This is a genomic window from Clostridium sp. YIM B02555, from assembly GCF_022320955.1.
In the GTDB taxonomy this organism is placed as follows: Bacteria; Bacillota; Clostridia; order Clostridiales; family Clostridiaceae; genus Clostridium; species Clostridium saccharoperbutylacetonicum.
The window spans coordinates 84,930-107,160 of sequence record NZ_JAKJJY010000015.1; the positions used below are offsets into that span (position 1 = coordinate 84,930).

Sequence of the window (22,231 nt, forward strand, 5' to 3'; positions counted from 1 at the left end):
TGTGGAGATGGTTGATTATAAAAAAGAAATAATAGGAATGGTTAATGAGTTTGGAAAAGACGAAGAATTTTGGAATAAGAAAAATAATAAGGGGAAACTTTTAAAAGGAACTGAAAGCGAGCTTGGTTCTAGTAATATAAGAAGTGTAGCGGCTGCATGTGAAAAAGCTGATTGTTATGAAGAAATAAGACTTTTTATTCAATATAAAATTGGGAAAGGTAATGGATGGGAATATAGATTATCTAACAATGAAGTATTTGGGAAAGTTGTTATAAAAGATATGGATAAGATCTATGAAATGGCAAACAAAAATGATGAAGAAGCACTTAAAATTATTTCATTGTATTTCGGATATCTTTTTTGGAAAAAGACTGCAATAGAAAAAGGTGAGATTTAGGAAAGGGGATGTCTTAATGTATTTGTTAGATAAATTTAATAATAAGTATATTATTAAAGGAATTTTGAGGGCTGAAGCACCAATACATATTGGTACAGGTGAAATGGATTTTTCGCCAACAGCAGTAGACAATTCTGTAATAAAAGATGAAGATGGAAATCCATTTATACCAGGGAGCTCTTTAAAAGGTGTACTAAGGTCTTTTATGGAGAGACTTTTTAATTCTGGAATTTTTGAAGAATATAGAAGTTGCAATGTATTTGATAGAAATTCAGAAATGAAAATGAAACAATGCATCTCCGATGGAGAAGTAGAAATAATAAAACAAAAATATAAAGATGATAGTAGAAAAGAAGAAAAAATTGCTACTGATATTTATAAAAAGCAATGTGATGTATGCAAATTATTTGGTGGACACTATTTTTCATCAAAACTAAATATTTCAGATGCAACCTTAATAGGTGAAAAGGCTTATATTTATCAAAGAGATGGAGTTGCTATTGATAGAGATACATTAACAGCTGCAGATAAGAAAAAGTATACGTTTGAAGCAGTGGCAGCAGGGACAGAATTTAAATTTGAGATGACAATTGATAATTTAGAAGAGGAGCACATAAATTTATTAAAAATAATGTTTAATTTTCTTCAAGAAGGAGAAATGAAGGTTGGAGGTAAAACTTCAGCAGGATTAGGTAATGTAAAATTAATTTCAAAGTCTATCTATTTAATAAATAAAGATAATATGCGAGAGTACTTTGTTAATGGGATTAATGATAGTAATAAAGGTACTTTGGAGGTGAACTTATAATGTTTGGTCAGATAAAAAACGAAGCAGTTTTAACATTTGATATAATTACTCAAGGTCCACTATTTATTCGAGAAGGTGGAGATAATTCATTAGATCCAGCAGCAGTTGATGGAAAATATATTACTTCATATAAAGACGGAAAACTTGAACCTTTTATTCCAGGGACGAGCTTAAAGGGAGCATTTAGAAGTAGGGCTGAAAGAATATTAAGAAATAATGGAGCTTGTGATATTATAAACAAAAAAGATTGTATTCCAAACAATAAATATAAACCTCAAACTGGAATTGAACGTTATAAAAAGAGTTGTCCAATCTGTAGACTATTTGGGTCAAATGTTATTAAAAGCAGAATTACTTTTGGAGATGCACACGTGGTTGGTGAGTATAAAGTTGGTCAAAGAACCTGTGTTGCTATAGATAGAATAACTGGAGCAAGTAAAAACAAAGCACTTTATAGTTTTGAATATCTTGAAAATGCTACATTTAAAGAGAAGATATTGCTTCAAAATTTTGAGCCGTATCAAATAAAATTACTTTTAGAATTAATAAAAGTAATGAATGAAGGATTTTTAACTTTAGGTGGATTAACTTCAAAAGGATTTGGATGTGTAAAGGCAGAAAATTTAGAGCTGAAAATAAAACAATATTGCAAGGAAGATCTTTCGTCTAAGAACTATGAATTTAAAGACTACTATAATATAAAAACTATTAAAGGATTTGATGAGATTCTAAAATTAGTATCTTATATAGATCTTACAAAGCTAAAAAGAGATGGTGATACAGATGAGCAAACCATATAACTTTATTCCGTTTTTAGAAACAAAATATACTGAAATGAATTTGGATAATTGTAGATTAAAAGGGAAAATCGATTTGGAAATAAAGGTGCTTAATGCCATACATATTTCTGAAGATTCTTATGATATGAATGAAGATGAGACTTTATACAAAAAATTTTATACAATTGGAGATAATTATGCAGTCCCTGGGACAAGCTTAAAGGGAATGGTAAGAAATTTAGCAGAAATGGTTTCAAACAGCTGTATATCTGCAACAAAGGAGGAACAAAGGTTTTTACCAAAGGGAAAAGAAAAGTCATGTGGCTTTCTGCAGAAGTGCATAATATGCGATATTTTTGGAGCTATGGGTAAGAGAAGTAAAATTAAGTTTTCTAATTTCGTATGTAACAAAAATAGTGGAGCAGTGGATATAATAGGTCTCCCAGCATTAAGGCCTCCTAATGTAAAAGTATCTAGTATATATTTGGAGTCAGGCGTACTTAGAGGATATAAGATATATAATCATGGAATAGAGTCTATATTAAAAAAAGGTGAGCATAATTGCGAATGTCTAATGAAAAATTCTACATTTAAAGGATCAGTATTATATGAAGATTTAGATGAAGAAGAATTAAGACTACTATGTTACTCATTAGGACTTGCAGGTGATTTTAATCATAAATTGGGCTATGGTAAACCAGCTTATTATGGTTCAATAGAAATAATAGCAAAAGATAATAAATATGTACAATATGCGAAAGATTATATAGTAGAGTGTCCAGATGATATTAAAAAGAATATAGGTTTACTAAGTAAGATATATAGTTTTAAAAATGCTAAAAAAACACCAGATTATGAAGGTTTAGTATATTAGTAGGGGGAGATTTCTTTGAATATAGATAGAAAAAAAGAACTGTTACTATTAGTTGATTCAATTGCAAAAGATATTAGAAATGATAATTGCGGAAATTATACTCCTAAAATAATCAATGCTATAGAGATTGCTAAGAAATATAATGATATAAATAAATTTGAATTTGTGTTAAAAAAGCTAAAAAGTAGCACCTTTGGAGGAAATTCAGAAAAAGAAGGCTATGGGAATTTTGTTGATAATATCGTAAATAAGAGAGAATACAAAATAAATTCTTTAAGCTTTGAAGAATTAGAATTTGTTTTTTCATGGGTTGGAAGAATTATTAAGACTAAAAAAAGTAATGAAAACTACGATAACAAGAATAAAAATTTTAATGCTAGAAATAAAAATAATAATTATCATAATAATAATTTCAATAAATCTAATACAAATAAATATAATAATGAGAAAACTAAATCGTATTCACCTGTAAAAAGTGATAGTAATGAGGGATTAAATAGTGCGCTGGCAGAGCAACTTATGAAGTGGAAAAGTCAATAAGAAAATAGGTAGATTAAATAGAAAATTACCAAGTGATAATTACAGTTATCCTACATTGGCAAATCTAGATACCGTAGGCATAGGGATATAAATTAAATAGGGCTAATTTGTATATTCACTTGGTAAAATTTTATGAATGTGTTATTAGTGCATACGTGTAGAGATTGTTTTGTTACAATAATGACTGATTTTTGTAGGATTAATATTAACATGTAATGCATTTAAACTGGAATATGATAACTGCCTGTCTTGTTTCTTATCCAAGATGAACTCTAACATAGGATGTATTTAAATATGAATGTACCATTATCTTGTATTTTTCCAATTACGAGCAACTTTAAAATGAAAAGTATTTAAATTTTTGTAAATCAAAGATATAATTGCAATCATTAACAGATTAACATTAACATGAGATGTATTTAAAGGTGTGAACATCTGCTCCATTTTCAACAAGATATTGATTAATTGTAATATTGGACATAAGAAAGGTGAAATAAAAATGAAAGTATTCGAAATCCTATTAAAAGTATATCTACTAGAAGATATAGAATTAAATGATTCTCAGAATAAAATTCTAAAATTAATTGATAAGACATTAGCACAAGAAGAAAGAACTTTAGAATTACATAATAAAAATGATTTTAAAAATTATTGTTTTAATTCCTTTTATCCATTAGAGAAAGATGGGGTATATAAGGAAGGAAACATTTATACAATAACTATAAGAACAGTTGATAAATACTTAGTGACTTATTTTAATAATAAGCTTCCTAATGCATATACATCTTCAATAAAAGGCTTAAAATCAGAACTAAGAGTAATCCCCATAAAGAAATTAAAAAAGATTTATTCTATTACTCCATTGATAATAAAAAATGATGATGGATATTGGAAAGACTTAATAAGTTTAGATAATTTTCAAAGGAGAATTAAAGAAAATCTAATAAAGAAGCATAATAACATTTTTCAAGAAAAAATAGATGAAAGTTTTAAATTATATTCATCTATAGAATTAAGAAATAATAAGCCAATAGGAACTCCATATAAAGGTAGAACATTATTAGGAGATAAAATTTTATTGGATATTTTAGAAGATGATATTTCGCAATATGTGGCGTATATGGCATTAGGAGTTGGTATGGGGGAAATGAACGCTAGAGGCTTTGGTTTTATGGGATATCGCTGGGTATAGTAAAAAATTGTTATTAAAATATAAATGTCTTTTTTTATTCCAGCCATAGAACTGGTAAAACTTGATGAAAGTCAGTAAAAGTAAGGACTTAAGAAGAACTTTTTTAGTGTTAGCTAAAATTCATAAAACAGCTGATAAATTTTTATGAGAAAGTTGATTATAAGAGGGCTGGATGATATTATTGACTTTAAGGAATATGGATTAACTTTAACATGAGATGTATTTAAATACTGCTTCTATACCTCTGACTTCGGAAACAACAGGCGATTAATTTTAACATTGGATGTATTTAAATACCATAGCTGGTGTTACAAGAGCTGTTGGACGCTTATGATTAACTTTAACATGTGATGTATTAAATTTGTATGTGATTAAGTACAGTACAAATTAGTGAACTTGTTATCAAGTCTATTATTTCTTGATTGAGATTGAATTTTTTCCCAGGCATAAGGTGATTTGAATTTCATGAAAGTAAGTAAAAATAAAGCTTTAAGAAGAAAGTTTTTAGTATTACCTAAAACTTATAAAACGGTTGGTAAATTTTTATGCAAAAGTTGATTCTAAAAGAGATGAATGATATTATTGATTTTAAGGAATGGCTATTTTGCTATGGATTAACTTTAACATTGGATGTATTTAAATTAATTTTTATTTGTTATACCTTCAGGATAGATTCGGATTAACTTTAACATTGGATGTATTTAAATTCAGTTCCAAATGCAACACTTATATTGCTATTCCGGATTAACTTTAACATTTGATGTATTTAAATGCTAATGATAAAAAGGCTTCTGAAGTTTTTATATTTGATTAACTTCAACATGAGATGTATTTAATAAAATGAGAGTTACCAATAAGCTACATTTAATAATCTTAATAAGAACTATAAAATTGAATAATCTTTAAAACTCTAAGCCAACCTAAAATCTATATTTAAGTTGGCTTAGAGTTTTCCATTATCTAAATGAAATCACAAATGATCAATCTGAGTTCTAATAATTCTTTTGATACCTTGAGTTCAATTGCAACTTAAACTAAAGTTTTTCCTGCAAGCATATCTTCGGTGATAATAGGTGTTTCAAAGAGTGATGAAAAAATATCTGTTTGTTTTTCTAGTTCATTTACATTTGTATAAGTGCTAGTTTTAAGATAAGCACAATTGTAATTTTTATGAATAAGAGCATGTCCTAACTCGTGATCACATGTAATAAGCTTATCATTTCCATTTAATTTTCCTAAAGGATATATGGCCAAATTTCAGTTGTTGCATAAATTGATAAAAATAAATTAACGTTGCGGGTATTATTTGCTATAATTTTCATGTGGAGAAGAATTTTGGAGGGAAATAAATAATGATGAGTGAATTAATCATTAACGTATAGGAGGGGAAAAGGTGAAATCACTACTAAATGTATTTATTCTTTTAGCACTTATATTAGCGTTACTCTTGGCCATTATTGCTATAATACGAGGATATAAAGGAATGAAGATGAGTAAAAACTTTGATACAGCTGATAAAAAGATAAAATTTGCTTATTGGCTACTTTCAGCTATACATATGTGGGTTGGCATTGTAGTAACTTTGTGTTATGTGATTGCCGGAATGTTAATCTTGAATAGATTATAAGGAGGAGATTTGATGGGCATTATACTTTTACCATTTATTGCTGCTATAATTGGAATTATCATTTTTCTTATTTGCTTTATAGGAGCATGTCTGATAATTATCGGTGGTACAGGCATGGCAATGAATAAAATATACTTTAAACAAATAAAAACAAATAATGTTTTATTAAAACCTCAATTTAATATAAGTTCGATAATTTTAGGAATTATATTTATAATATTTCCGTTAGGATGTGTTTTATCTGGGGTTATTTATTCATTAACATAATCTTTATATTATGAGAAGACTTTTAATACAATATTTAATTAATAAAAATAGCTACACTGTTTATAAGAAAGGTGTAGCTATTTTATATGCATTTAATTTTTAAAACTACTTTACCTGTCGTAGTAATTGTGTTGTACTTTACTACCGATAGATGAAGTAATCTTTTAATAAGGAGGAATATATTTGATTAGTAGCGATGTTATAAGAGGTTACAATGACACCATTATACTGAGTATACTTTTGGAAGGGGATTCCTATGGATACGAGATTTCAAAAATAAATTTGCTATTATAATTGGAGTTTGTTTTTGTGTTTTATCTCCTGTAGCTGCTGTTATTGGCAGTATGTTTGGAGTTAGGGGATAAAACTATGGTTCAGTTATTCTACTATTAATAATTGCAGCTGCAGTTTCTATATTTATTAGATTCGGTTCAGAGAATGATGCTTATAAAAAATTACTAATGATAAATAGATACTATTATTCAGTAAATAGAAAAAATAATAGAGTTATTGGTGCCGTATCTCATATTGTATTTCCTCTTGCAACTTGTGTATTTCTAGTATGGGGCTTTCTTTTCCATGGATGGAGGATATGCTGGATTGTCTACCCTATAACTGGAATTTTGTTCAGTGCTTTTGCTAGAACTTACAGTTTAATGAATGGTGCTAATAAATAGTTTTTTAAATAACAGCTTCAAGGTGAAGAGTAACCTTGAAGCTGTTTGACTTTTATAAATGATAGATGTTTCAAATAATAATGCATTAAGCTATATTAATCAACTACAAAAAGATAAGCTTCTACAGCATTCACAGTTTCTTCTAATAGACGCTTTCGGGAAATTTTATTTTTTGAAAAGACTATTTGATCTACAATGGAATTGATTAATGAAAAAGTAATTGAGGTAGCCGCCTCGATGTCGTGTACCTTGATTTTATCTTTGATTTTTTGAAAATAGCGAAGTACGGCATTTTCAACATGTGTCTGCTGAGTTTCAAGAATTTCTGCAACTTTAGGATTTGAAAAGCTGAGAATTTGTATTTCTTGGTTAAGTGCTTTTGACTCTTCATGATTTTTAATGATAACTTCCATTAACTTCATGAGAAAATCTCTAAAATTATCATTCAAATTTTCCATTTCGCTTAAAAAAGTTTCATGGATAGCCAAGAAAGATTGATGATACCTATCTAATATTTCAAGAAATATAGTTTCTTTGTTAGGAAAATAGAAATAGAGATTTCCTATGGATATATTTGCACAAGTTGCAATTTCATTTGTGGTAGTTTTATAGTAGCCCTTCTGGCAAAATAGTTCCAAGGCAGTATCTAAAATTTTACTTCTAGTAAGTTCACTTCTTTTTTGTCTTGGTGCATGTGTTTCCTGTTCCTGGTTCATATAATCAATCCTCACTTTTTAAGTCTGTGTATATAAATACTATTAAATATTTTAAATGGTAGCAATAGTTTTTTCAATCCAGTTAAATATACGATCGTTAGCGTAAATACGGCATCCTACTTGGCAATGGTATCCTGCACCTTCATTATTGGTGAAAAATAAATAATCTTTTGGACATTCCAATTTATCATAAAGAATTTTTGACTGAGTATTCCAAGCTTTTTTATCACTTTCATTCCCTATAACAAGAACTGGACAGGATATTTTTGAAGTTACACCATCTAAGCAGAAATTTTTATAACTAAGCACATATTCGGCTGGAGTATCAACTCCAAATGTTAAAAAACCATGTCTAAATCTCCAATCAAGAGCTACACTCATTTTCATAAGCATACGAGATATTAGGTTAAAAGTTGTTGCATGTTTATGAATTTTGTTTAATGTAGCCTCACGCTTTTTAGGATTTAAACTAAGGCAGTCATATAAGCCTCCATTTGCAATGCAGGCTGAAATTCTTTTTTCAAAGGCTGCTGCACGAGGTGCAAAATAACCGCCAAGGCTTTCTCCCCATAAAATTATTCGGTCATGGTCTACAGATAAATCTTTAAGAACAAAGTCAACTGCAGGGGAAATAGCTGTTTCATAATTATATCGGAAGGGGATATTACGTCTACGGATACTTTCTCCTTGTCCTGGTCCGTCAAAAGCTAAGCAATTCATACCACGTTTAATTGCAGCAATACCAATAGCATATAATTCTTCCTTAGTGCCGTCATTTCCAGATATGACTATGATAGTTGGAGCAGGTCCTTTGGTGTCTGCATGATAAAAATGACCTGGTAGGCTAATCCCTTCGAAGGGTATTTCTACTGGTTCTATATGATAAGGTCCATACTTAATTGCAAGGTTAAAGCACTGTGTGCTTAACGTATTTATTTTATCCATATATTCTTTGTTACTTCCGTAGTTGAGATAAAATTCTGCTGTTCTGTAATAGTTGGAAGCACGAAGAAAAGATTCAGAGGCACTTGTTTCCAAGCCTTCTTTTAAACACTCTTCTCCAAATTTACGAACTCGATCAGCTGTTTTTTCCCATTCGGTACACCAACTGGAGCAGCTTCCATTCTTTATTTTTTGGCTTGTAGCTGTAACTTCAGAGATATCTGCTTGGCCTACAGGTGTAGTTCCAAGAGTACGGAGAGCTTGATAATCAAAATGTTTGTTTTTAAATAAAAATCCCATAGAATTAAACCTTCTTTTTGTAAAATTAGGGCTCTTACTCTAAAAATAATACTTTTGGAATACCTTGTCAATATATTTAGAGTAAATACTCTAAATATATTGATGGAATACTTTACAGTTGATTATGAATTAATGTATATAATTCTATAAGGTATAACATGTTTGATTATTTTGAGAATTTCCTGAATAATTAAAGAGTGGAGAACTTAATTCAAATTCAAAAGTTTCTCTATTAACTAGTCCAATTACTTCATTGCTATCATATAATTTAAGTAAAAAATCAGCCATTTGTTTGCTAGTATGGTAAGTACTAAAAGACTTATCATAATCATATTTTTGTACATTATTGGCTATGTTTCCGAAGTTTGTTTTAGTGGCAGCTGGTGCAAGTACTTTTGCTTGCAGTTTAGCATTGCAGGCTTTTAATTCTCTTGCTAAGCCTTCAGTAAAGGTGCTTACGAAAAATTTGCTAGCACAGTAGGTAACAGCATTTGGAACAATAATATATCCACCACTTGAAGAAATATTTATAAGCTGTGAACCAGTCACATCTTTATAGTCACGCACGAATAGTGAGGATAATATTACTAAAGCATCTATATTCAAGCGAAGCATAGTTTCAATTTTTTCCATATCTTGATCAGCTACACTAGAATAATTACCAAAACCAGCATTATTAATTAAAGTCTCTATACAATAGGGTTTCAATTCTTCGTAAAGTTGATGTACATTCGATGTTATAGATAAATCAACACATTTAATTATTACATCTAATGATGGATTCTCCTGTAAGATTTCTTCTTTCAATTTTTCTAAATTCTCTTTACTGCGAGCAACAATAACTAAATTCTTATTGCGTTTTGCAAAGGCTTTTGCAGTCTCATATCCTATCCCTGAACTTGCACCTGTAATAACTATATATTTTTGTTTTTCCTTCATTTGAATCACTCCCATTTTTATGATATATTGAAATTGTACAATGTGGAGTTAACTCCAGGTCAAGCAATTTTGGAGCTTATCGTTAGAGCTTAAAAGGAGAATCTAAAAATGAATTATTCAATAGGAGAATTTTCAAAACTTACTAATCTGAGTATAGATACCTTACGTTACTATGAAAAAGAAGGTTTAATTGCTCCAGAGCGTAAAGAAAATGGAAGGCGTTATTATAGTGAAAAAGATGTAACTTGGATAGCGTTTATAAAAAGATTAAAAGAAACAAGAATGCCTATTAAGGAGATTCAGGAATATGCAAAGCTACGAGCTATTGGGGATAAAACTATGGCTGAAAGAATGGAGATGCTTATAAGACATAGAACTGCCTTAGAGGAAGAAATCATGAGAGCTAATGAAAATCTTCAAAAATTAAATGAAAAAATTGATTTTTATAGATCAGCTATTGATGAAAAATTAATATTATGATAAAATTAGCCTACAGTTTTAAACTTGTAAAAAGTAAATTAATTATATATTTAAGTTTTCTAGGGTTCCGCAGTTTGTAACTGGCAGGTCCGAGAGAAAACACACGGATAACTGTGGACACGGAAGGATAAAAGCCTGGGAGATATTTAATGATATCTCCCAGGCTTTTTTTATTTTTAAGGAGGAAAAAGTGATGAATAATTTTAGTTACAAAGATATTTATATGGAAGATGGGAGAAGGGTGTTGGAAGTTAATGTACTTCCAGAAAACATTGTAATTTCGATTGTATATTTTGTCCAATTGGAAGGTCGCAAAATAAAGTGGATACACAAAAATCCTTTGATGGAATAGATAGTTCATTGGTTGAATTAGAAAGCAAAATAGAGAATGGAAAAGCGGAATTAATATTTATTAATTCAAAGGGAGAAGCATTAGTAAATGATAAAATTGATGATATTATTGATTTTGTTAAAGCTAAAGGCCTGCAAGTAAGACTGCTTTCTAATGGATATTTATTAAGCAGGGAGGAATATATAGAAATTGCTAATAAATGTGATGAAGTGGTTGGAGAGATAAAAGTAATAACAGAAGAAGATTTTCAAAAAGTTCAAAGACCAATTGAAGGATATACCTTAGCAGAATATATTTCTAATATGGCTTCTTTTAATAAGCAATACAAAGGGAAATTTATATTTGAAATTACTATAATTAAAGGCTACAATGATGATGAAAAATCAATTGAGAAGATAAAAGCTGTAATTAAGGAAATATCTCCTGATGAGATAATTGTTGCAAGAATGGAAGAGGATAGATTTAAGAAAAAACTTGGTATAACTGATGAAAGATATGGGGAAATTTCAAGGGCATTACTAGATGATGCATGGAAGTTTTAAATCATATTGTAAAAGTAATGCTAAAGTAATAAAATAAGATAATTACAAAGATAAATTATAGCATGGGGAGGAAAACATTATGTTAGAATATAGATATGATACACAATTGCTAATTGAGGGAGAAAATCTCGATGAGGATAAAATTAATGAGTATTTCACAAAGAATTTCAAAGGAGATTGCTTACTTGCTGTAGGAGATGAGGAATTAATTAAGATTCATTACCATACTAATGAGCCATGGAAGGTATTAGAGTATTGTGCTTCTTTAGGAGAAATCTATGATATTGTAATTGAAGATATGGAACGTCAATCAAAGGGACTTAAAGGTTAATAATTGTATAATAATAGCAGTTTTAAAATTTATTTTTTGGAACTGCTATTTTTTTATAACTATTGACTTTAACGTAACGTGATAGTGTATTTTATAAATATACTTTAGAAAAGAGGTGAAGAAATGAAAATTAATGAAGTAGCAAAATTAACGGGGATAACTACAAGAACTCTCCATTACTATGATGAAATAGGACTACTTAAACCTAGTCAAATTACAGATGCTGGTTATCGTTTATATGATGAAAATAGTCTATCTGAATTACAGCAGATATTATTTTTTAGAGAATTGAATTTTCCCCTTAATGAAATCAAAGAAATAATGACTAATTCTGAATATGATAAGACTGAAGCATTAAAAAAGCACAAAGAGTTATTGCTAAAAAAGCGTGAACGTATTGATAAATTGGTAACTCTTGTTGAAAATACAATAAAAGGAGATGGAGAAATGAGTTTTAAAGAATTTGATATGACTGAAATTGAAAGTGCTAAAAAGAAGTATGCAAAAGAAGTTAAGGAACGTTTTGGTAATACTGAGGCTTATGCTGAAAGTGAAGAAAAAGCAAAAAATTATGGTAAGGAGCAATGGCGTGAAATAGATGCTGAAAGTAAAAAGCTATTAAAAGCTTTTGCTGATAATATGGATAAAACACCTGATAGTGAAGATGTACAGAAGTTGGTTAAGGAGTGGCAGAATTTCATTACTAAGAGCTTTTATAAATGTACAAATGAGATTTTACAAGGTTTAGGCATGATGTATGTTGAAGATGAAAGGTTTAAGAAAAATATTGATAGTAATGGTGAGGGAACAGCAGAATTTATTTCAAAAGCAATTGAAATTTACTGCCTAAATAACAAGATAAAATAATTGCTGACAATTTATGCTATAATTAATCTATGATGGAAAATAAAATAGTATAGAGGTATAAGTTAGTATGAAGGATTTTGAAAGTATAATTAATTACTATAAAAATGAATTGAAGTGGAATCCACCATTTGCTGAAGCACTTTCTAAGTATTCTCCAGATGGGTTAAAAGGATATTTGGTAATGCGTGAGTCAATTGAAAATGGACATTTACCTAAAAAGACTAGAGAATTAATTTTTACTATATTAGATAGTTTGGATGATGAAGTGAGCGGTGCAAAGGCACATGCTGTTGCAGCTATAGAAGCAGGATTAACTATGGAAGAATTAGTAGAAGCCTTTGTAATTGTAACTATTGTTAAAGGTATCAATGTATTATGTAAAGCAGGGGTTGAAGCAATCAATGCAGCAGAAAAAAAGGCTCAGGAGATGAATTTAAATAAATAAATTTATATATGTTACAAAAAGAATTATTCAAGATATAAAGATCTCAGAAGGAAATCAACATTCATTGAGTGTTGTTAATTGAAATATACAAATTTTATGGAGGAGATATGAAATTATTATTGATAAGACACGGAGAAACCGAATGGAATATAAAAGGGAAGATACAGGGAAGTTGCGATATTGAACTTAATGCTACTGGCATCAGACAAGCAGAAGAATTGAGTAGTAAGATGTTGGAAAACAAATATAACTTCTCAAAGATTTACTCAAGTAAACAAAAAAGAGCAAGTAAGACAGCAGAAATTTTAAGTAAAGCTACTAATGTAGAGTATGCAGTAATAGAAGGATTAGAAGAAATGAATCTAGGAGTATGGGAAGGCTTATCTTGGGCAGAAGTCAAAGAAAAATATCCGACTGAATATGAGGAATGGTACATAAATCGAAGATACACTAAAACTCCTAAAGGAGAATCCTATGAGGATATGTTAAAGCGTGTTTTTGCTGCAATAAAGAATATTATTAAGGAAAATTGTGAGGATGTTGTAATTGTAACTCATAGTGCTGTAATCATGAGTATACAATGCTTCTTAACTAACACTCCATTTGATGAAATGACTAAATTCAAAACAGAGAATACTTCAATTACAGAGGTAGATAGTGATTTGTTGCTGCAATTGCAATCTAACATATAAATACTTTAAGTTTATTTAGTATATTGTAAGCATTGTGTTCAGTAGAAAATAAGGGGATAAGATTATGATAAAAAACTTTTCGAAGAAAATTATGGTTCTAGCAATACTTATTGCATTAATTATTTGTTATGCAGCTAAAGATGTAATTTGTAATTATTACCATACAAATTTTAGTGAAGCATATGCAGATCCAATAAGTAGCGAAGCAGATTTTAAATTTGATTCGAAAACAGGAGAAATAATAAAATATATAGGGAAGCAAACTAAAGTAGTTATACCAGATACAATTAATGGCGAAGCAGTGACAGGTATAAGGAAAAATGCATTTGCAGATTGCAGTAAATTAGAAAAGATAACAATTTCTGATAGCATAAAGAATATAGGGATTAATGCCTTTGGAAACTGTGTTAATTTAAAGAATATACTTGTGAAATATAATAATAAATATTATACGAGCATTGATGGGGTGTTGTTCAATAAGCTGAAGATTGAAATAATAAAATATCCTGAAGGAAAAAAAGAGACAAACTATACAATTCCGAAAAGTGTTGTAAGTATTGGAGATGGGACATTTATATCCTCTCATAATCTAACCAGTATAACAATTCCTAATAGTGTAACAAGTATTGGAGAAAAAGCCTTTAATGGTTGTAATGGCTTAGCAAGTATAAATATACCTGATGGTGTGACTAATATAGGCAATAATGCCTTTGGTCATTGTAATAAATTGATAAACATAAAAATTCCGAGTGGTGTAACGGATATAAGCAGTAGTGAATTTGCAGATTGTATTAGCTTAGAAAGTGTAACAATTTCTAATAGTGTAGTAAGTATAGGGGATAGTGCGTTTTATGGTTGTATTGGCTTAAAAAGCATTGAAATTCCGGACAGCGTTACAAGTATTGGAAGTGGCGCATTTTATGGCTGCAGTAATCTGGAAAAGGTAACTATTCCAAATGGATTAGTGAGTATAGAAAAATATGCGTTTTATGAATGTGTTAGTTTAGCAGATGTAACAATCCCAAGTAGTGTAACAAGTATAGGGAAAAATGCATTTTTGGGCTGTGTTAATACTATATTTTATTTGGAAAATGAAAAAACTAAAGAATTGCTCCTTCAGCTAGAGGATAATTCAGCTACATATATGGATAGTAGTAAGATAGTAATAAAATAATATAAATATTGCTATATCTTTAATAGTTATTTCTATCGTGACGAATAAGCTCAAGAACTGCTAGAATAATCATTACAGGTATTATAATCCAATACATAAAATCACAACCCTTCATTATTATTGGTAAAATATAGAGTATTTTATATAATTATAACACCTATTCGGAAAAATACAATTTGCTTATTAGTTGTAATGCGTATATCATAACTAGTAAGCAAATTGCATTTGTATTAAAAATCTAATGAGGTGAAAATAAATGTGGATAGTATGGATAATTATAGTTATGGTTTTAATATTTGCAGCGTTTAAAGCATTAAAGACCCATTTTGTGTGCACTAAATGTGGAAAGAATTTCAAAATAGGTATTATGAAATATATATTTACTATACATATATTAGGAAAGCGTCTAGTTAAGTGTCCAGAGTGTGGACATATTGAACTTCTATTGCCTGAATGGGATAAAGAGCAGTAGAAAGAGGAACTTAAAAAAAGAATAAATGAACTTTATAAAGATGACATATAGGTGTCATCTTTTTAGTTATACAATACTTTAAGAAAGGAAGGGTTACAATTTGTTCTTGAATTATAAATCAGAAGAAAAAATTGATGAATGGTATAATTTTAATAAGATGGGTTTTTATAAACGGTAGAACGGGATATCAAATATATTATGTAGGAGATGAGTGAAATTATGGCTTATAAATTAAAAGAAGTAACAATAAGAACTAATAATTCTGAAGAAGGAATGAAAGGGATTGGTGAGCTGTGGGAAGCTATTGTGAGTGGAGAACTTCCACTACTATTTGATAGCCAGCATGAGTTTCAGCAAGGTGTATCGCCAGTTTCGAGATATAGTAATTATTCTAGTGATGAAAGTGGAGATTATGATCTTACTGTGATGGCTGTAACTGCAGACTTCTTTGAAAAAATTGAGGTGGCAGTAATCAAAGGTTTGTATAAAAAATATGATGAAAAAGACGAAAATGGAGACATAGGTGCGTGTACAAGAAAAGCTTGGGAAAAAGTATGGCGGCAGCAAAAAGCAGGGGATATAAATAGATCTTTTACAGAGGATTATGAAAGTACAGTTCCTGTTGAATATACTAAAGATGGAAAGGCACATTGTTATTTATACATTGCTATTCAGTAGAACGAAAATAAAATTCTAGCTTGTCACATCATTGCCATAAATATCTTATATTATAAATGTATAAGATATTTAAATATTATTTACCCCTTATTAAATAAATAATAATTAGTAGTGAGAATGATCTATTACCCCTTAGTAGATCATTCTTTTTTTGTTATTTGTTATTATATGAGAGAAAATATTTTTATTTACGTTATATAATATGTAAGAGCTTTTACGAAACTAATTGATTGGAGAAATTTTAATGAGGTGTACCGAAAAAAATTATATTAGTAGATTAAAAAGAGGGAAAGAAGATGCACTAGAATTTATAGTAGATAAATATTTAGGACTAGTTAAATCGGCTGTATATAAAGTGTTAGCAAGTATTGATAAGAATGAGCTTATTGAAGAATGTATAAATGATGTTTTTCTTTCAATATGGAACAATTCGGATAAATTTACTGGTGAAGAGGTTGATTTTAAGAAATGGATATTTAAAATAGCAAAATTTAAAGCTATTGATTATTACAGAAGAGAAGTTAAAAATATAGATTTAAGTATAGAAGATAGAGAAATTAGTTCAAATGAATTAGTTGAAGAAGAAATTATTAAGGCAGAGGAGAGAAGTGAACTATTAAATTTAATCAATGCTCTTGAGCCTATGGATAGAGATATATTTGTTATGAAGTTTTTTCTAGGAATAAAGTCTGAGGATATTGCTAAGAAGTTAGGACTTACAAGAGCAGCAATAGATAATAGAATTTATAGAGGAAAGAAGAAGCTTGGTGAGAAAATAACCAGATTAAATTTGGAGGTAGTGTAGTATGAAGGACATTTATGAAATATTAAATGAAGTTGATATAGAGGAAGCTGAAATGGAAATGATGAATGTATCTGATATTGAAAAAGCAAAGGTGAAAAAATATTTAAAGAAGTCTATAAATAAAAAGAAAACATGGAAAAGGAAGTGGATGGCTGCAGCGGTTTTAGTTTTTTCTTTAATTAGCGGTACAGGAATCTTTGGAATTGCATATCCATCCTATGCGGCAGAAGTTCCAATAGTTGGAGATATATTTAGGTTTATAGATAATGGGAGAACAGGGGCTTATGATAAATATAAGGAATATTCAGATATAGTAGGAGCTACACAAGAAAGCAATGGTATTAAAGTTACTATAAAAGAAGCGATTTTTGATGGAAGAACTTTGACTTACACTTATGAAATAATAAGTGATAAGGATTTGGGGGATAATCCATTCTTCAACATGAATGGACCAAGAATTAATATAAAAGATTATAGTGGCGGATCAGGAGGCAGTTCTGGAGTAAAGAAAGTTGCTAAGAATACTTATGTAGGCCAAGATACTGTTACCATTAATGAAGAAAGAAAGGCCATAAGCTTTGAACTAAACTTTACGGATATAGGAGATATGAGTTCAGAGAATTCTAAAGAAACAAAGGGAGAGTGGAAGTTTAAAATTAATTTGAAAGCATTAAATAGTGTCAATCAATTAATTAATAAGACAACTGAAAAAGATGGGGTTAAATTAAACCTAGAAAGCATTTCTAAAACTCCCGTATCCTTTACTTTAAACTATTCTCAAGAAGTGTCAAAAGAGCTACAGGAAAAATATTTTGTTGTGGATATTCCAATAGAAGAAGTAAAAGATGATTTTGGGAATGTTTATAAAGCAACCAATATTTTAACAAATGAAGGTAGTGAAGGAAGAAATTCTGGAAAATCAATGTCAAGTTTTGGAGTGTTAAATCCTAATGCAACTAAACTAATAATAACTCCTAAAGTGCATTTATCAAATAATGTTCATCAAGAATCGAGTGATGGAGAGGGACATGTAGTTAATACAAGTCCTATTATAGATAAGGAACATCCTATAAGTGGCGGAATTACATTGGACGATATTGTTATTGATCTAGAAAAATAATTATAACTTGTCACATTATTGCCACAAATATCTTATATTATAAGTGTATAAGATATATATACATTATTTACCCCTTATTAAATAAATAATAGTTAGTAGTTAGAATGATCTATTACCCCTAGTAGATCATTCTTTTTTTGTTTAAAAAGTTAAAGATAAAAAAAGACTTCAAATAAAGAAGAAGTTTCTTTACTTAAAGCCTTTGTTATTAATCTAACTTTATATGACAGTAACCATTTGGATTCTTCTTAAGGTATTTTTGGTGATATTCTTCAGCAGCATAGAAACCTTTCAAGGGCATTACTTCAGTTACTATATCTTTAGTATAGTTTTTTTGAAGAGACGTTTTGCTTTGCATAATTAAGTCTTTATCATTTTCGTCAATATAATAAATTCCTGTTCTGTATTGGCTGCCTATATCATTTCCTTGTTTATTAAAACTTGTAGGGTCTATTATTTCCCAATATTTATCTAGTAAAGTGGTTAAACTTATTTTAGTTTCATCATAAGTTATATAACAAGCTTCAGTATGGCCAGTGCTTCCGCTACAAACTTCTTCGTATGTAGGATTTGCTGTGGTTCCATTTGCATAACCAACTTTGGTTTCGACTATGCCATCTATTCTAGAAATAAATTCCTCTACACCCCAAAAACATCCGCCTGCTAATACTATTTTTTTCATTTCAAATCACCTCTTTATTAAATTATTATGAGATTTTATAAATAAGATTATTCTTAATTCCAATATAGTATAAAGTCAATACTATTTTCAAGAGCAAAATATATTTTTTTGTTATGTAGAATAATAATGTTTATTTTTGTAGTGTATGTTAATTGAAAGGATAACATTAATAAGCTAACGGGCGGAAGGATAATGTTTCTTTTGTAGAATATTAAATTTTATAGTATAATAATGTTGAAGAGCAAAGTTAGTTCTAAATATGGGAATTAAATATTATTTCCTATTGTGTATATAAATATAGTGATAATGACAACATAAATAAGTAATGGATTGTTACTGATAATGCAGGCGATACCTAAGTGATATAGAATAAATATTTTATCTATATTCCTTGGGTATTTTTTATAAAAAAATATAAAATTTAGGAGGAATTATTATGGCAATTAAGTTTCCAGAAGGATTTTTATGGGGAGGAGCTACTGCTGCTAACCAATTTGAAGGTGCATATAATGAAGATGGTAAGGGATTATCAACTCAAGATATAGCTCCAAAAGGATTAATGGGTCCGTTAACAGATGAACCTACAGAAGATAATATGAAGCTTATAGGAATTGATTTTTATCACAGATACAAGGAAGACATCAAATTATTTGCTGAAATGGGCTTCAAGACTTTTAGATTATCTATAGCATGGTCAAGAATATTCCCAAATGGTGATGATAAAGAACCAAATGAAAAGGGATTACAATTCTATGATAACGTATTTGATGAATTAGCTAAGTATGGAATTGAACCTTTAGTTACAATTTCGCATTATGAAACTCCACTTGCTTTAGCTAAGAATTATGATGGATGGGCTAACAGAAAGCTTGTTGGATTTTTTGAAAACTATGTTAGAACAATTTTTACAAGATATAAAGATAAAGTAAAGTATTGGCTTACTTTTAATGAAATTAACTCAGCAATCCATGCACCTTATATGAGCGCTGGTATATGGACTCCAAAAGAAAAATTAAGTAAGCAGGATTTATATCAAGCAATGCATCATGAATTAGTTGCAAGTGCTTTAGCAGTTAAAATTGGACATGAAATAAATCCAGGATTTAAAATTGGATGTATGATTCTTGGAGTACCAAATTATCCATTAACTCCAATGCCAAGTGATGTACTTAAGGCAATGGAGAAGGATAGAGAAAATCTTTTCTTTGCAGATATTCATGCAAGAGGAGAATATCCAAAATATATGAATAGATTCTTTAAAGAAAATAATATAGAAATAAAAATGGAGCCAGAAGATAAAGAAATTTTAAAGAATACAGTTGATTTTATTTCTTTTAGTTATTATGTAAGTTCATGTGCAACAGCAGATCCAGAGAAGAATAAAGCTGGGGAAGGTAATCTTATATTTGGAGTACCAAATCCATATTTAAAAGCTTCAGAATGGGGATGGCAAATAGATCCTGAAGGATTAAGATATATTCTTAACCAATTCTATGATAGATATCAAAAACCATTATTTATAGTTGAAAATGGACTAGGTGCAGTGGATGAATTAATAACTGATGAAAATGGTAATAAGACAGTAAATGATGATTACAGAATTAAGTATTTAAATGACCACTTAGTTCAAGTTGCAGAAGCTATTGAAGATGGTGTTGAGCTTATGGGGTATACTACATGGGGTTGTATAGACTTAGTTAGCGCATCAACAGCTGAACTTAAGAAGAGATATGGTTTTATATATGTTGATAGACATGATGATGGAAGTGGAACTTTAGAAAGATATAAGAAGAAGAGCTTTAATTGGTATAAAGAAGTTATATCTACTAATGGAGCAAGTTTAAAAAAATAAAAAATATAAAATTAAGGTACTGAATAATTTTTCAGTGCCTTAATTTTGGTTATAAAAAATTTGAGAAGCATATTTACTAATTCATTAATTGTTACTTATTTATAAAAAAAGAGAATAATAATTTTGAAAATACAAATAATATAATGAAGTAAATTAAAAAAATGATATAAATACGAAGTTTATCTTGACAATATATATATGTAAATGATAAAATATATGTTTTGCTTGACAAAAATAAGTAGGTGGTATATAATATACAGTGAAAGAGGGTGTTTACGTGGAAAAAGTAAAAACTATTGCTTCCATAAAAAATGACATAGAGAGACATGTTGGTCAGAAGGTCACTCTAAAGGCTAATGGTGGAAGGAAAAAGATTTTAGTTAATGATGGTATCATTGAAAGTGTGTATCCAAGTATTTTCGTCATAAGATTAAAAGATGACACCCAAAGGACTGTGACTTATAGTTATTCAGATGTATTAACAAAGACTGTACAATTGGTATTTCCAACTATAATATAAACTTCGATTAAATCGGGGTTTTTTTTATTTTCTAGGAAAATACATGATTTTTGAAGTATGAAAGGCTGATGGTATAAAGGGCTTTAACAATTAATAATAAACTCCCCTAAAGGAGTTTATTATTATATTTTCAAAGAAATAACTTTAATGTTTAAATATATATGTTTTACTTCAAATATAAGGAGTATAATTAAATGAATATAGAGAATTACAAAATAAGGTGATTTTAAAGGAGGATGATTCAATGATAGTTGTTACAACAGAAAACATTGTAGGGTATAAGGTAAAGGAAGTAAAGGGGCAGGCTTTTGGATTGATAGTAAGAAGTCGTGGACTAGGTGGAAACATAGTTGCTAGCTTAAGAAGTATTGTTGGCGGTGAAATTCATGAGTATACAGAAATGCTTGAAGATGCACGTAAACAAGCTGTTGACCGTCTAGTTAAAAACGCATCTGCAATGGGAGCAAATGCAGTGGTAATGATGAGATTTGACTCTAGTGAGATTGGCCAGAATATGAGTGAAGTATTAGCATTTGGTACTGCAGTAGTAATTGAGAAGGAATAGATAACATGTACAAAATGTTTGATATTTATGTTTTAGTTGAAGTGGGAATTGTGATATTTGCTGTTGTTTCATTCGTATTTTTAGATAAGAGATATAAAAAAAATCATGGCTCAAAAGTTCCAAATGGGTTTAAGAGGACTGAGGAGGTAACAATAGATCCTACAACTAATAAAAGACTTAGGGTTTATTATAATTCTGCTACTGGAGAAAGATTTTATCATGAAGAAGAGGATGAAGGTTAAATTTTGAAGCTTACCTCTAAGAAAAGGCAAGATATTATATCATCTTTCTTCTAAAAGATGGATTAAAAAAATTTTTTGATTACTTTTTAAAATGTAATGTATTATTAAAATCTTTTTTAACAAAGTTTTTTTATAAAATAAAAAAGAAAGATGGTGGGTTTCCATCTTTCAACTATGGTATAAAAGGGTATTGAGAATTTATGAGAGGTTATATGGTCAATAACCACTTCCTATATTACGACATATTGAATCATATGTCAAGCAAAAAAATAAAAAAAAATAAAAGAATTTTGAAATATGTAAAATAAATATGTATATTAGTAGCTATGAAGCTGGTAAATGTCAGTTATTAAG

28 protein-coding genes, 2 pseudogenes and 1 riboswitch are annotated in these 22,231 nt (G+C 29.3%); of the genes and pseudogenes, 25 read left to right on the forward strand and 5 right to left on the reverse strand.

The features are described 5' to 3' along the window. Positions 1-7: 7 nt before the first annotated feature. From L3B98_RS18930 to cas6, 6 genes are all read left to right on the forward strand, one after another. Positions 8-397 carry a hypothetical protein gene (locus L3B98_RS18930; protein ID WP_238917892.1) on the forward strand — a complete coding sequence of 130 codons (390 nt, stop codon included), beginning with the start codon at positions 8-10 and terminating at the stop codon, positions 395-397. Between the two features lie 16 nt (positions 398-413). After that, a complete protein-coding gene (gene csx7 / locus L3B98_RS18935) occupies positions 414-1,205 on the forward strand; it encodes a CRISPR-associated RAMP protein Csx7 (protein WP_238917857.1) in 792 nt (263 codons plus the stop codon). Next, positions 1,205-2,005: a CRISPR-associated RAMP protein Csx7 gene (gene csx7 / locus L3B98_RS18940; protein WP_238917858.1), complete on the forward strand. Its 801-nt coding sequence runs from the start codon at positions 1,205-1,207 to the stop codon at positions 2,003-2,005. Before csx7 (L3B98_RS18935) ends, csx7 (L3B98_RS18940) begins: the two co-directional genes overlap by 1 nt. Next, the gene (locus tag L3B98_RS18945) at positions 1,989-2,858 is read left to right on the forward strand and encodes an RAMP superfamily CRISPR-associated protein (RefSeq protein ID WP_238917859.1); all 870 of its coding nucleotides are present in this window, start codon (positions 1,989-1,991) and stop codon (positions 2,856-2,858) included. The genes csx7 (L3B98_RS18940) and L3B98_RS18945 overlap by 17 nt, the downstream gene beginning before the upstream one ends. Positions 2,859-2,873: 15 nt before the next feature. Then, positions 2,874-3,398 carry a hypothetical protein gene (locus L3B98_RS18950; RefSeq protein WP_238917860.1) on the forward strand — a complete coding sequence of 175 codons (525 nt, stop codon included), beginning with the start codon at positions 2,874-2,876 and terminating at the stop codon, positions 3,396-3,398. 499 nt (positions 3,399-3,897) lie between these two features. Then, entirely contained in the window at positions 3,898-4,590 is a 693-nt protein-coding gene (gene cas6 / locus L3B98_RS18955) for a CRISPR-associated endoribonuclease Cas6 (protein ID WP_238917861.1), read from the forward strand. A gap of 1,029 nt (positions 4,591-5,619) precedes the next feature. On the opposite strand, the gene L3B98_RS18960 is transcribed toward cas6, so the two are convergent. After that, positions 5,620-5,844 carry a hypothetical protein gene (locus tag L3B98_RS18960; protein ID WP_238917862.1) on the reverse strand — a complete coding sequence of 75 codons (225 nt, stop codon included), beginning with the start codon at positions 5,842-5,844 and terminating at the stop codon, positions 5,620-5,622. A 139-nt stretch (positions 5,845-5,983) separates the two neighbouring features. Here L3B98_RS18960 and L3B98_RS18965 point away from each other — a divergent pair, with 139 nt between their 5' ends. From L3B98_RS18965 to L3B98_RS18975, 4 genes and pseudogenes are all read left to right on the forward strand, one after another. After that, positions 5,984-6,217, forward strand: coding sequence for a hypothetical protein (locus L3B98_RS18965; protein WP_238917863.1), 234 nt, complete (start codon positions 5,984-5,986; stop codon positions 6,215-6,217). A 12-nt stretch (positions 6,218-6,229) separates the two neighbouring features. Then, positions 6,230-6,484, forward strand: coding sequence for a hypothetical protein (locus L3B98_RS18970; protein WP_238917864.1), 255 nt, complete (start codon positions 6,230-6,232; stop codon positions 6,482-6,484). Between the two features lie 183 nt (positions 6,485-6,667). Continuing rightward, positions 6,668-6,760, forward strand: a pseudogene (locus tag L3B98_RS29155) (PadR family transcriptional regulator); the annotation flags it as partial. A 185-nt stretch (positions 6,761-6,945) separates the two neighbouring features. After that, entirely contained in the window at positions 6,946-7,161 is a 216-nt protein-coding gene (locus L3B98_RS18975) for a hypothetical protein (protein WP_238917865.1), read from the forward strand. Positions 7,162-7,256: 95 nt separating this feature from the next. On the opposite strand, the gene L3B98_RS18980 is transcribed toward L3B98_RS18975, so the two are convergent. The 3 genes from L3B98_RS18980 to L3B98_RS18990 all read right to left on the reverse strand — a co-directional run bounded on the left by L3B98_RS18980 (position 7,257) and on the right by L3B98_RS18990 (position 10,058). Then, positions 7,257-7,877 carry a TetR/AcrR family transcriptional regulator gene (locus tag L3B98_RS18980; RefSeq protein ID WP_015390696.1) on the reverse strand — a complete coding sequence of 207 codons (621 nt, stop codon included), beginning with the start codon at positions 7,875-7,877 and terminating at the stop codon, positions 7,257-7,259. 51 nt (positions 7,878-7,928) lie between these two features. Beyond that, positions 7,929-9,119 carry an alpha/beta fold hydrolase gene (locus L3B98_RS18985; RefSeq protein ID WP_238917866.1) on the reverse strand — a complete coding sequence of 397 codons (1,191 nt, stop codon included), beginning with the start codon at positions 9,117-9,119 and terminating at the stop codon, positions 7,929-7,931. A gap of 144 nt (positions 9,120-9,263) precedes the next feature. After that, positions 9,264-10,058: an SDR family NAD(P)-dependent oxidoreductase gene (locus tag L3B98_RS18990; RefSeq protein WP_238917867.1), complete on the reverse strand. Its 795-nt coding sequence runs from the start codon at positions 10,056-10,058 to the stop codon at positions 9,264-9,266. 108 nt (positions 10,059-10,166) lie between these two features. Here L3B98_RS18990 and L3B98_RS18995 point away from each other — a divergent pair, with 108 nt between their 5' ends. The 11 genes and pseudogenes from L3B98_RS18995 to L3B98_RS19045 all read left to right on the forward strand — a co-directional run bounded on the left by L3B98_RS18995 (position 10,167) and on the right by L3B98_RS19045 (position 18,016). Then, positions 10,167-10,538 (forward strand): MerR family transcriptional regulator, encoded by a 372-nt coding sequence (locus L3B98_RS18995; RefSeq protein ID WP_238917868.1) that lies wholly within the window; start codon positions 10,167-10,169, stop codon positions 10,536-10,538. 48 nt (positions 10,539-10,586) lie between these two features. After that, positions 10,587-10,682, forward strand: a riboswitch (guanidine-I (ykkC/yxkD leader). 49 nt (positions 10,683-10,731) lie between these two features. Beyond that, positions 10,732-11,432 (forward strand): annotated as a pseudogene (locus tag L3B98_RS19000) (radical SAM protein). A 79-nt stretch (positions 11,433-11,511) separates the two neighbouring features. Further along, the gene (locus tag L3B98_RS19005) at positions 11,512-11,763 is read left to right on the forward strand and encodes a hypothetical protein (RefSeq protein WP_015390701.1); all 252 of its coding nucleotides are present in this window, start codon (positions 11,512-11,514) and stop codon (positions 11,761-11,763) included. Between the two features lie 123 nt (positions 11,764-11,886). Further along, positions 11,887-12,630, forward strand: coding sequence for a MerR family transcriptional regulator (locus L3B98_RS19010; protein ID WP_238917869.1), 744 nt, complete (start codon positions 11,887-11,889; stop codon positions 12,628-12,630). Positions 12,631-12,697: 67 nt separating this feature from the next. Further along, on the forward strand, positions 12,698-13,075 hold the full coding sequence (locus L3B98_RS19015; RefSeq protein WP_238917870.1) for a carboxymuconolactone decarboxylase family protein: 378 nt from the start codon (positions 12,698-12,700) through the stop codon (positions 13,073-13,075). Between the two features lie 107 nt (positions 13,076-13,182). Further along, on the forward strand, positions 13,183-13,767 hold the full coding sequence (cobC, locus tag L3B98_RS19020; protein WP_238917871.1) for an alpha-ribazole phosphatase: 585 nt from the start codon (positions 13,183-13,185) through the stop codon (positions 13,765-13,767). Between the two features lie 64 nt (positions 13,768-13,831). After that, the gene (locus tag L3B98_RS19025; RefSeq protein ID WP_238917872.1) at positions 13,832-14,941 is read left to right on the forward strand and encodes a leucine-rich repeat domain-containing protein; all 1,110 of its coding nucleotides are present in this window, start codon (positions 13,832-13,834) and stop codon (positions 14,939-14,941) included. A gap of 256 nt (positions 14,942-15,197) precedes the next feature. Further along, on the forward strand, positions 15,198-15,413 hold the full coding sequence (locus L3B98_RS19030; protein ID WP_015390705.1) for a hypothetical protein: 216 nt from the start codon (positions 15,198-15,200) through the stop codon (positions 15,411-15,413). A gap of 219 nt (positions 15,414-15,632) precedes the next feature. Continuing rightward, complete coding sequence (locus tag L3B98_RS19035) at positions 15,633-16,091, forward strand: AraC family transcriptional regulator (RefSeq protein ID WP_238917873.1); 459 nt, start codon at positions 15,633-15,635, stop codon at positions 16,089-16,091. Positions 16,092-16,335: 244 nt separating this feature from the next. Next, positions 16,336-16,896 (forward strand): sigma-70 family RNA polymerase sigma factor, encoded by a 561-nt coding sequence (locus tag L3B98_RS19040; protein ID WP_238917874.1) that lies wholly within the window; start codon positions 16,336-16,338, stop codon positions 16,894-16,896. Between the two features lies 1 nt (position 16,897). Beyond that, positions 16,898-18,016 carry a DUF4179 domain-containing protein gene (locus L3B98_RS19045; RefSeq protein WP_238917875.1) on the forward strand — a complete coding sequence of 373 codons (1,119 nt, stop codon included), beginning with the start codon at positions 16,898-16,900 and terminating at the stop codon, positions 18,014-18,016. A 208-nt stretch (positions 18,017-18,224) separates the two neighbouring features. Here the strand turns inward: L3B98_RS19045 and msrA are convergent, their stop codons facing one another. Then, a complete protein-coding gene (gene msrA / locus L3B98_RS19050) occupies positions 18,225-18,698 on the reverse strand; it encodes a peptide-methionine (S)-S-oxide reductase MsrA (RefSeq protein ID WP_238917876.1) in 474 nt (157 codons plus the stop codon). A gap of 436 nt (positions 18,699-19,134) precedes the next feature. On the opposite strand from msrA, the gene L3B98_RS19055 reads away from it, so the two are divergent. From L3B98_RS19055 to L3B98_RS19070, 4 genes are all read left to right on the forward strand, one after another. After that, positions 19,135-20,550, forward strand: coding sequence for a glycoside hydrolase family 1 protein (locus tag L3B98_RS19055; protein ID WP_077360283.1), 1,416 nt, complete (start codon positions 19,135-19,137; stop codon positions 20,548-20,550). 277 nt (positions 20,551-20,827) lie between these two features. After that, positions 20,828-21,070 carry a Veg family protein gene (locus L3B98_RS19060; RefSeq protein ID WP_015390712.1) on the forward strand — a complete coding sequence of 81 codons (243 nt, stop codon included), beginning with the start codon at positions 20,828-20,830 and terminating at the stop codon, positions 21,068-21,070. 244 nt (positions 21,071-21,314) lie between these two features. Continuing rightward, the gene (locus tag L3B98_RS19065; RefSeq protein ID WP_015390713.1) at positions 21,315-21,635 is read left to right on the forward strand and encodes a heavy metal-binding domain-containing protein; all 321 of its coding nucleotides are present in this window, start codon (positions 21,315-21,317) and stop codon (positions 21,633-21,635) included. Between the two features lie 5 nt (positions 21,636-21,640). Then, the gene (locus L3B98_RS19070; RefSeq protein WP_015390714.1) at positions 21,641-21,877 is read left to right on the forward strand and encodes a hypothetical protein; all 237 of its coding nucleotides are present in this window, start codon (positions 21,641-21,643) and stop codon (positions 21,875-21,877) included. Positions 21,878-22,231 lie beyond the last annotated feature (354 nt).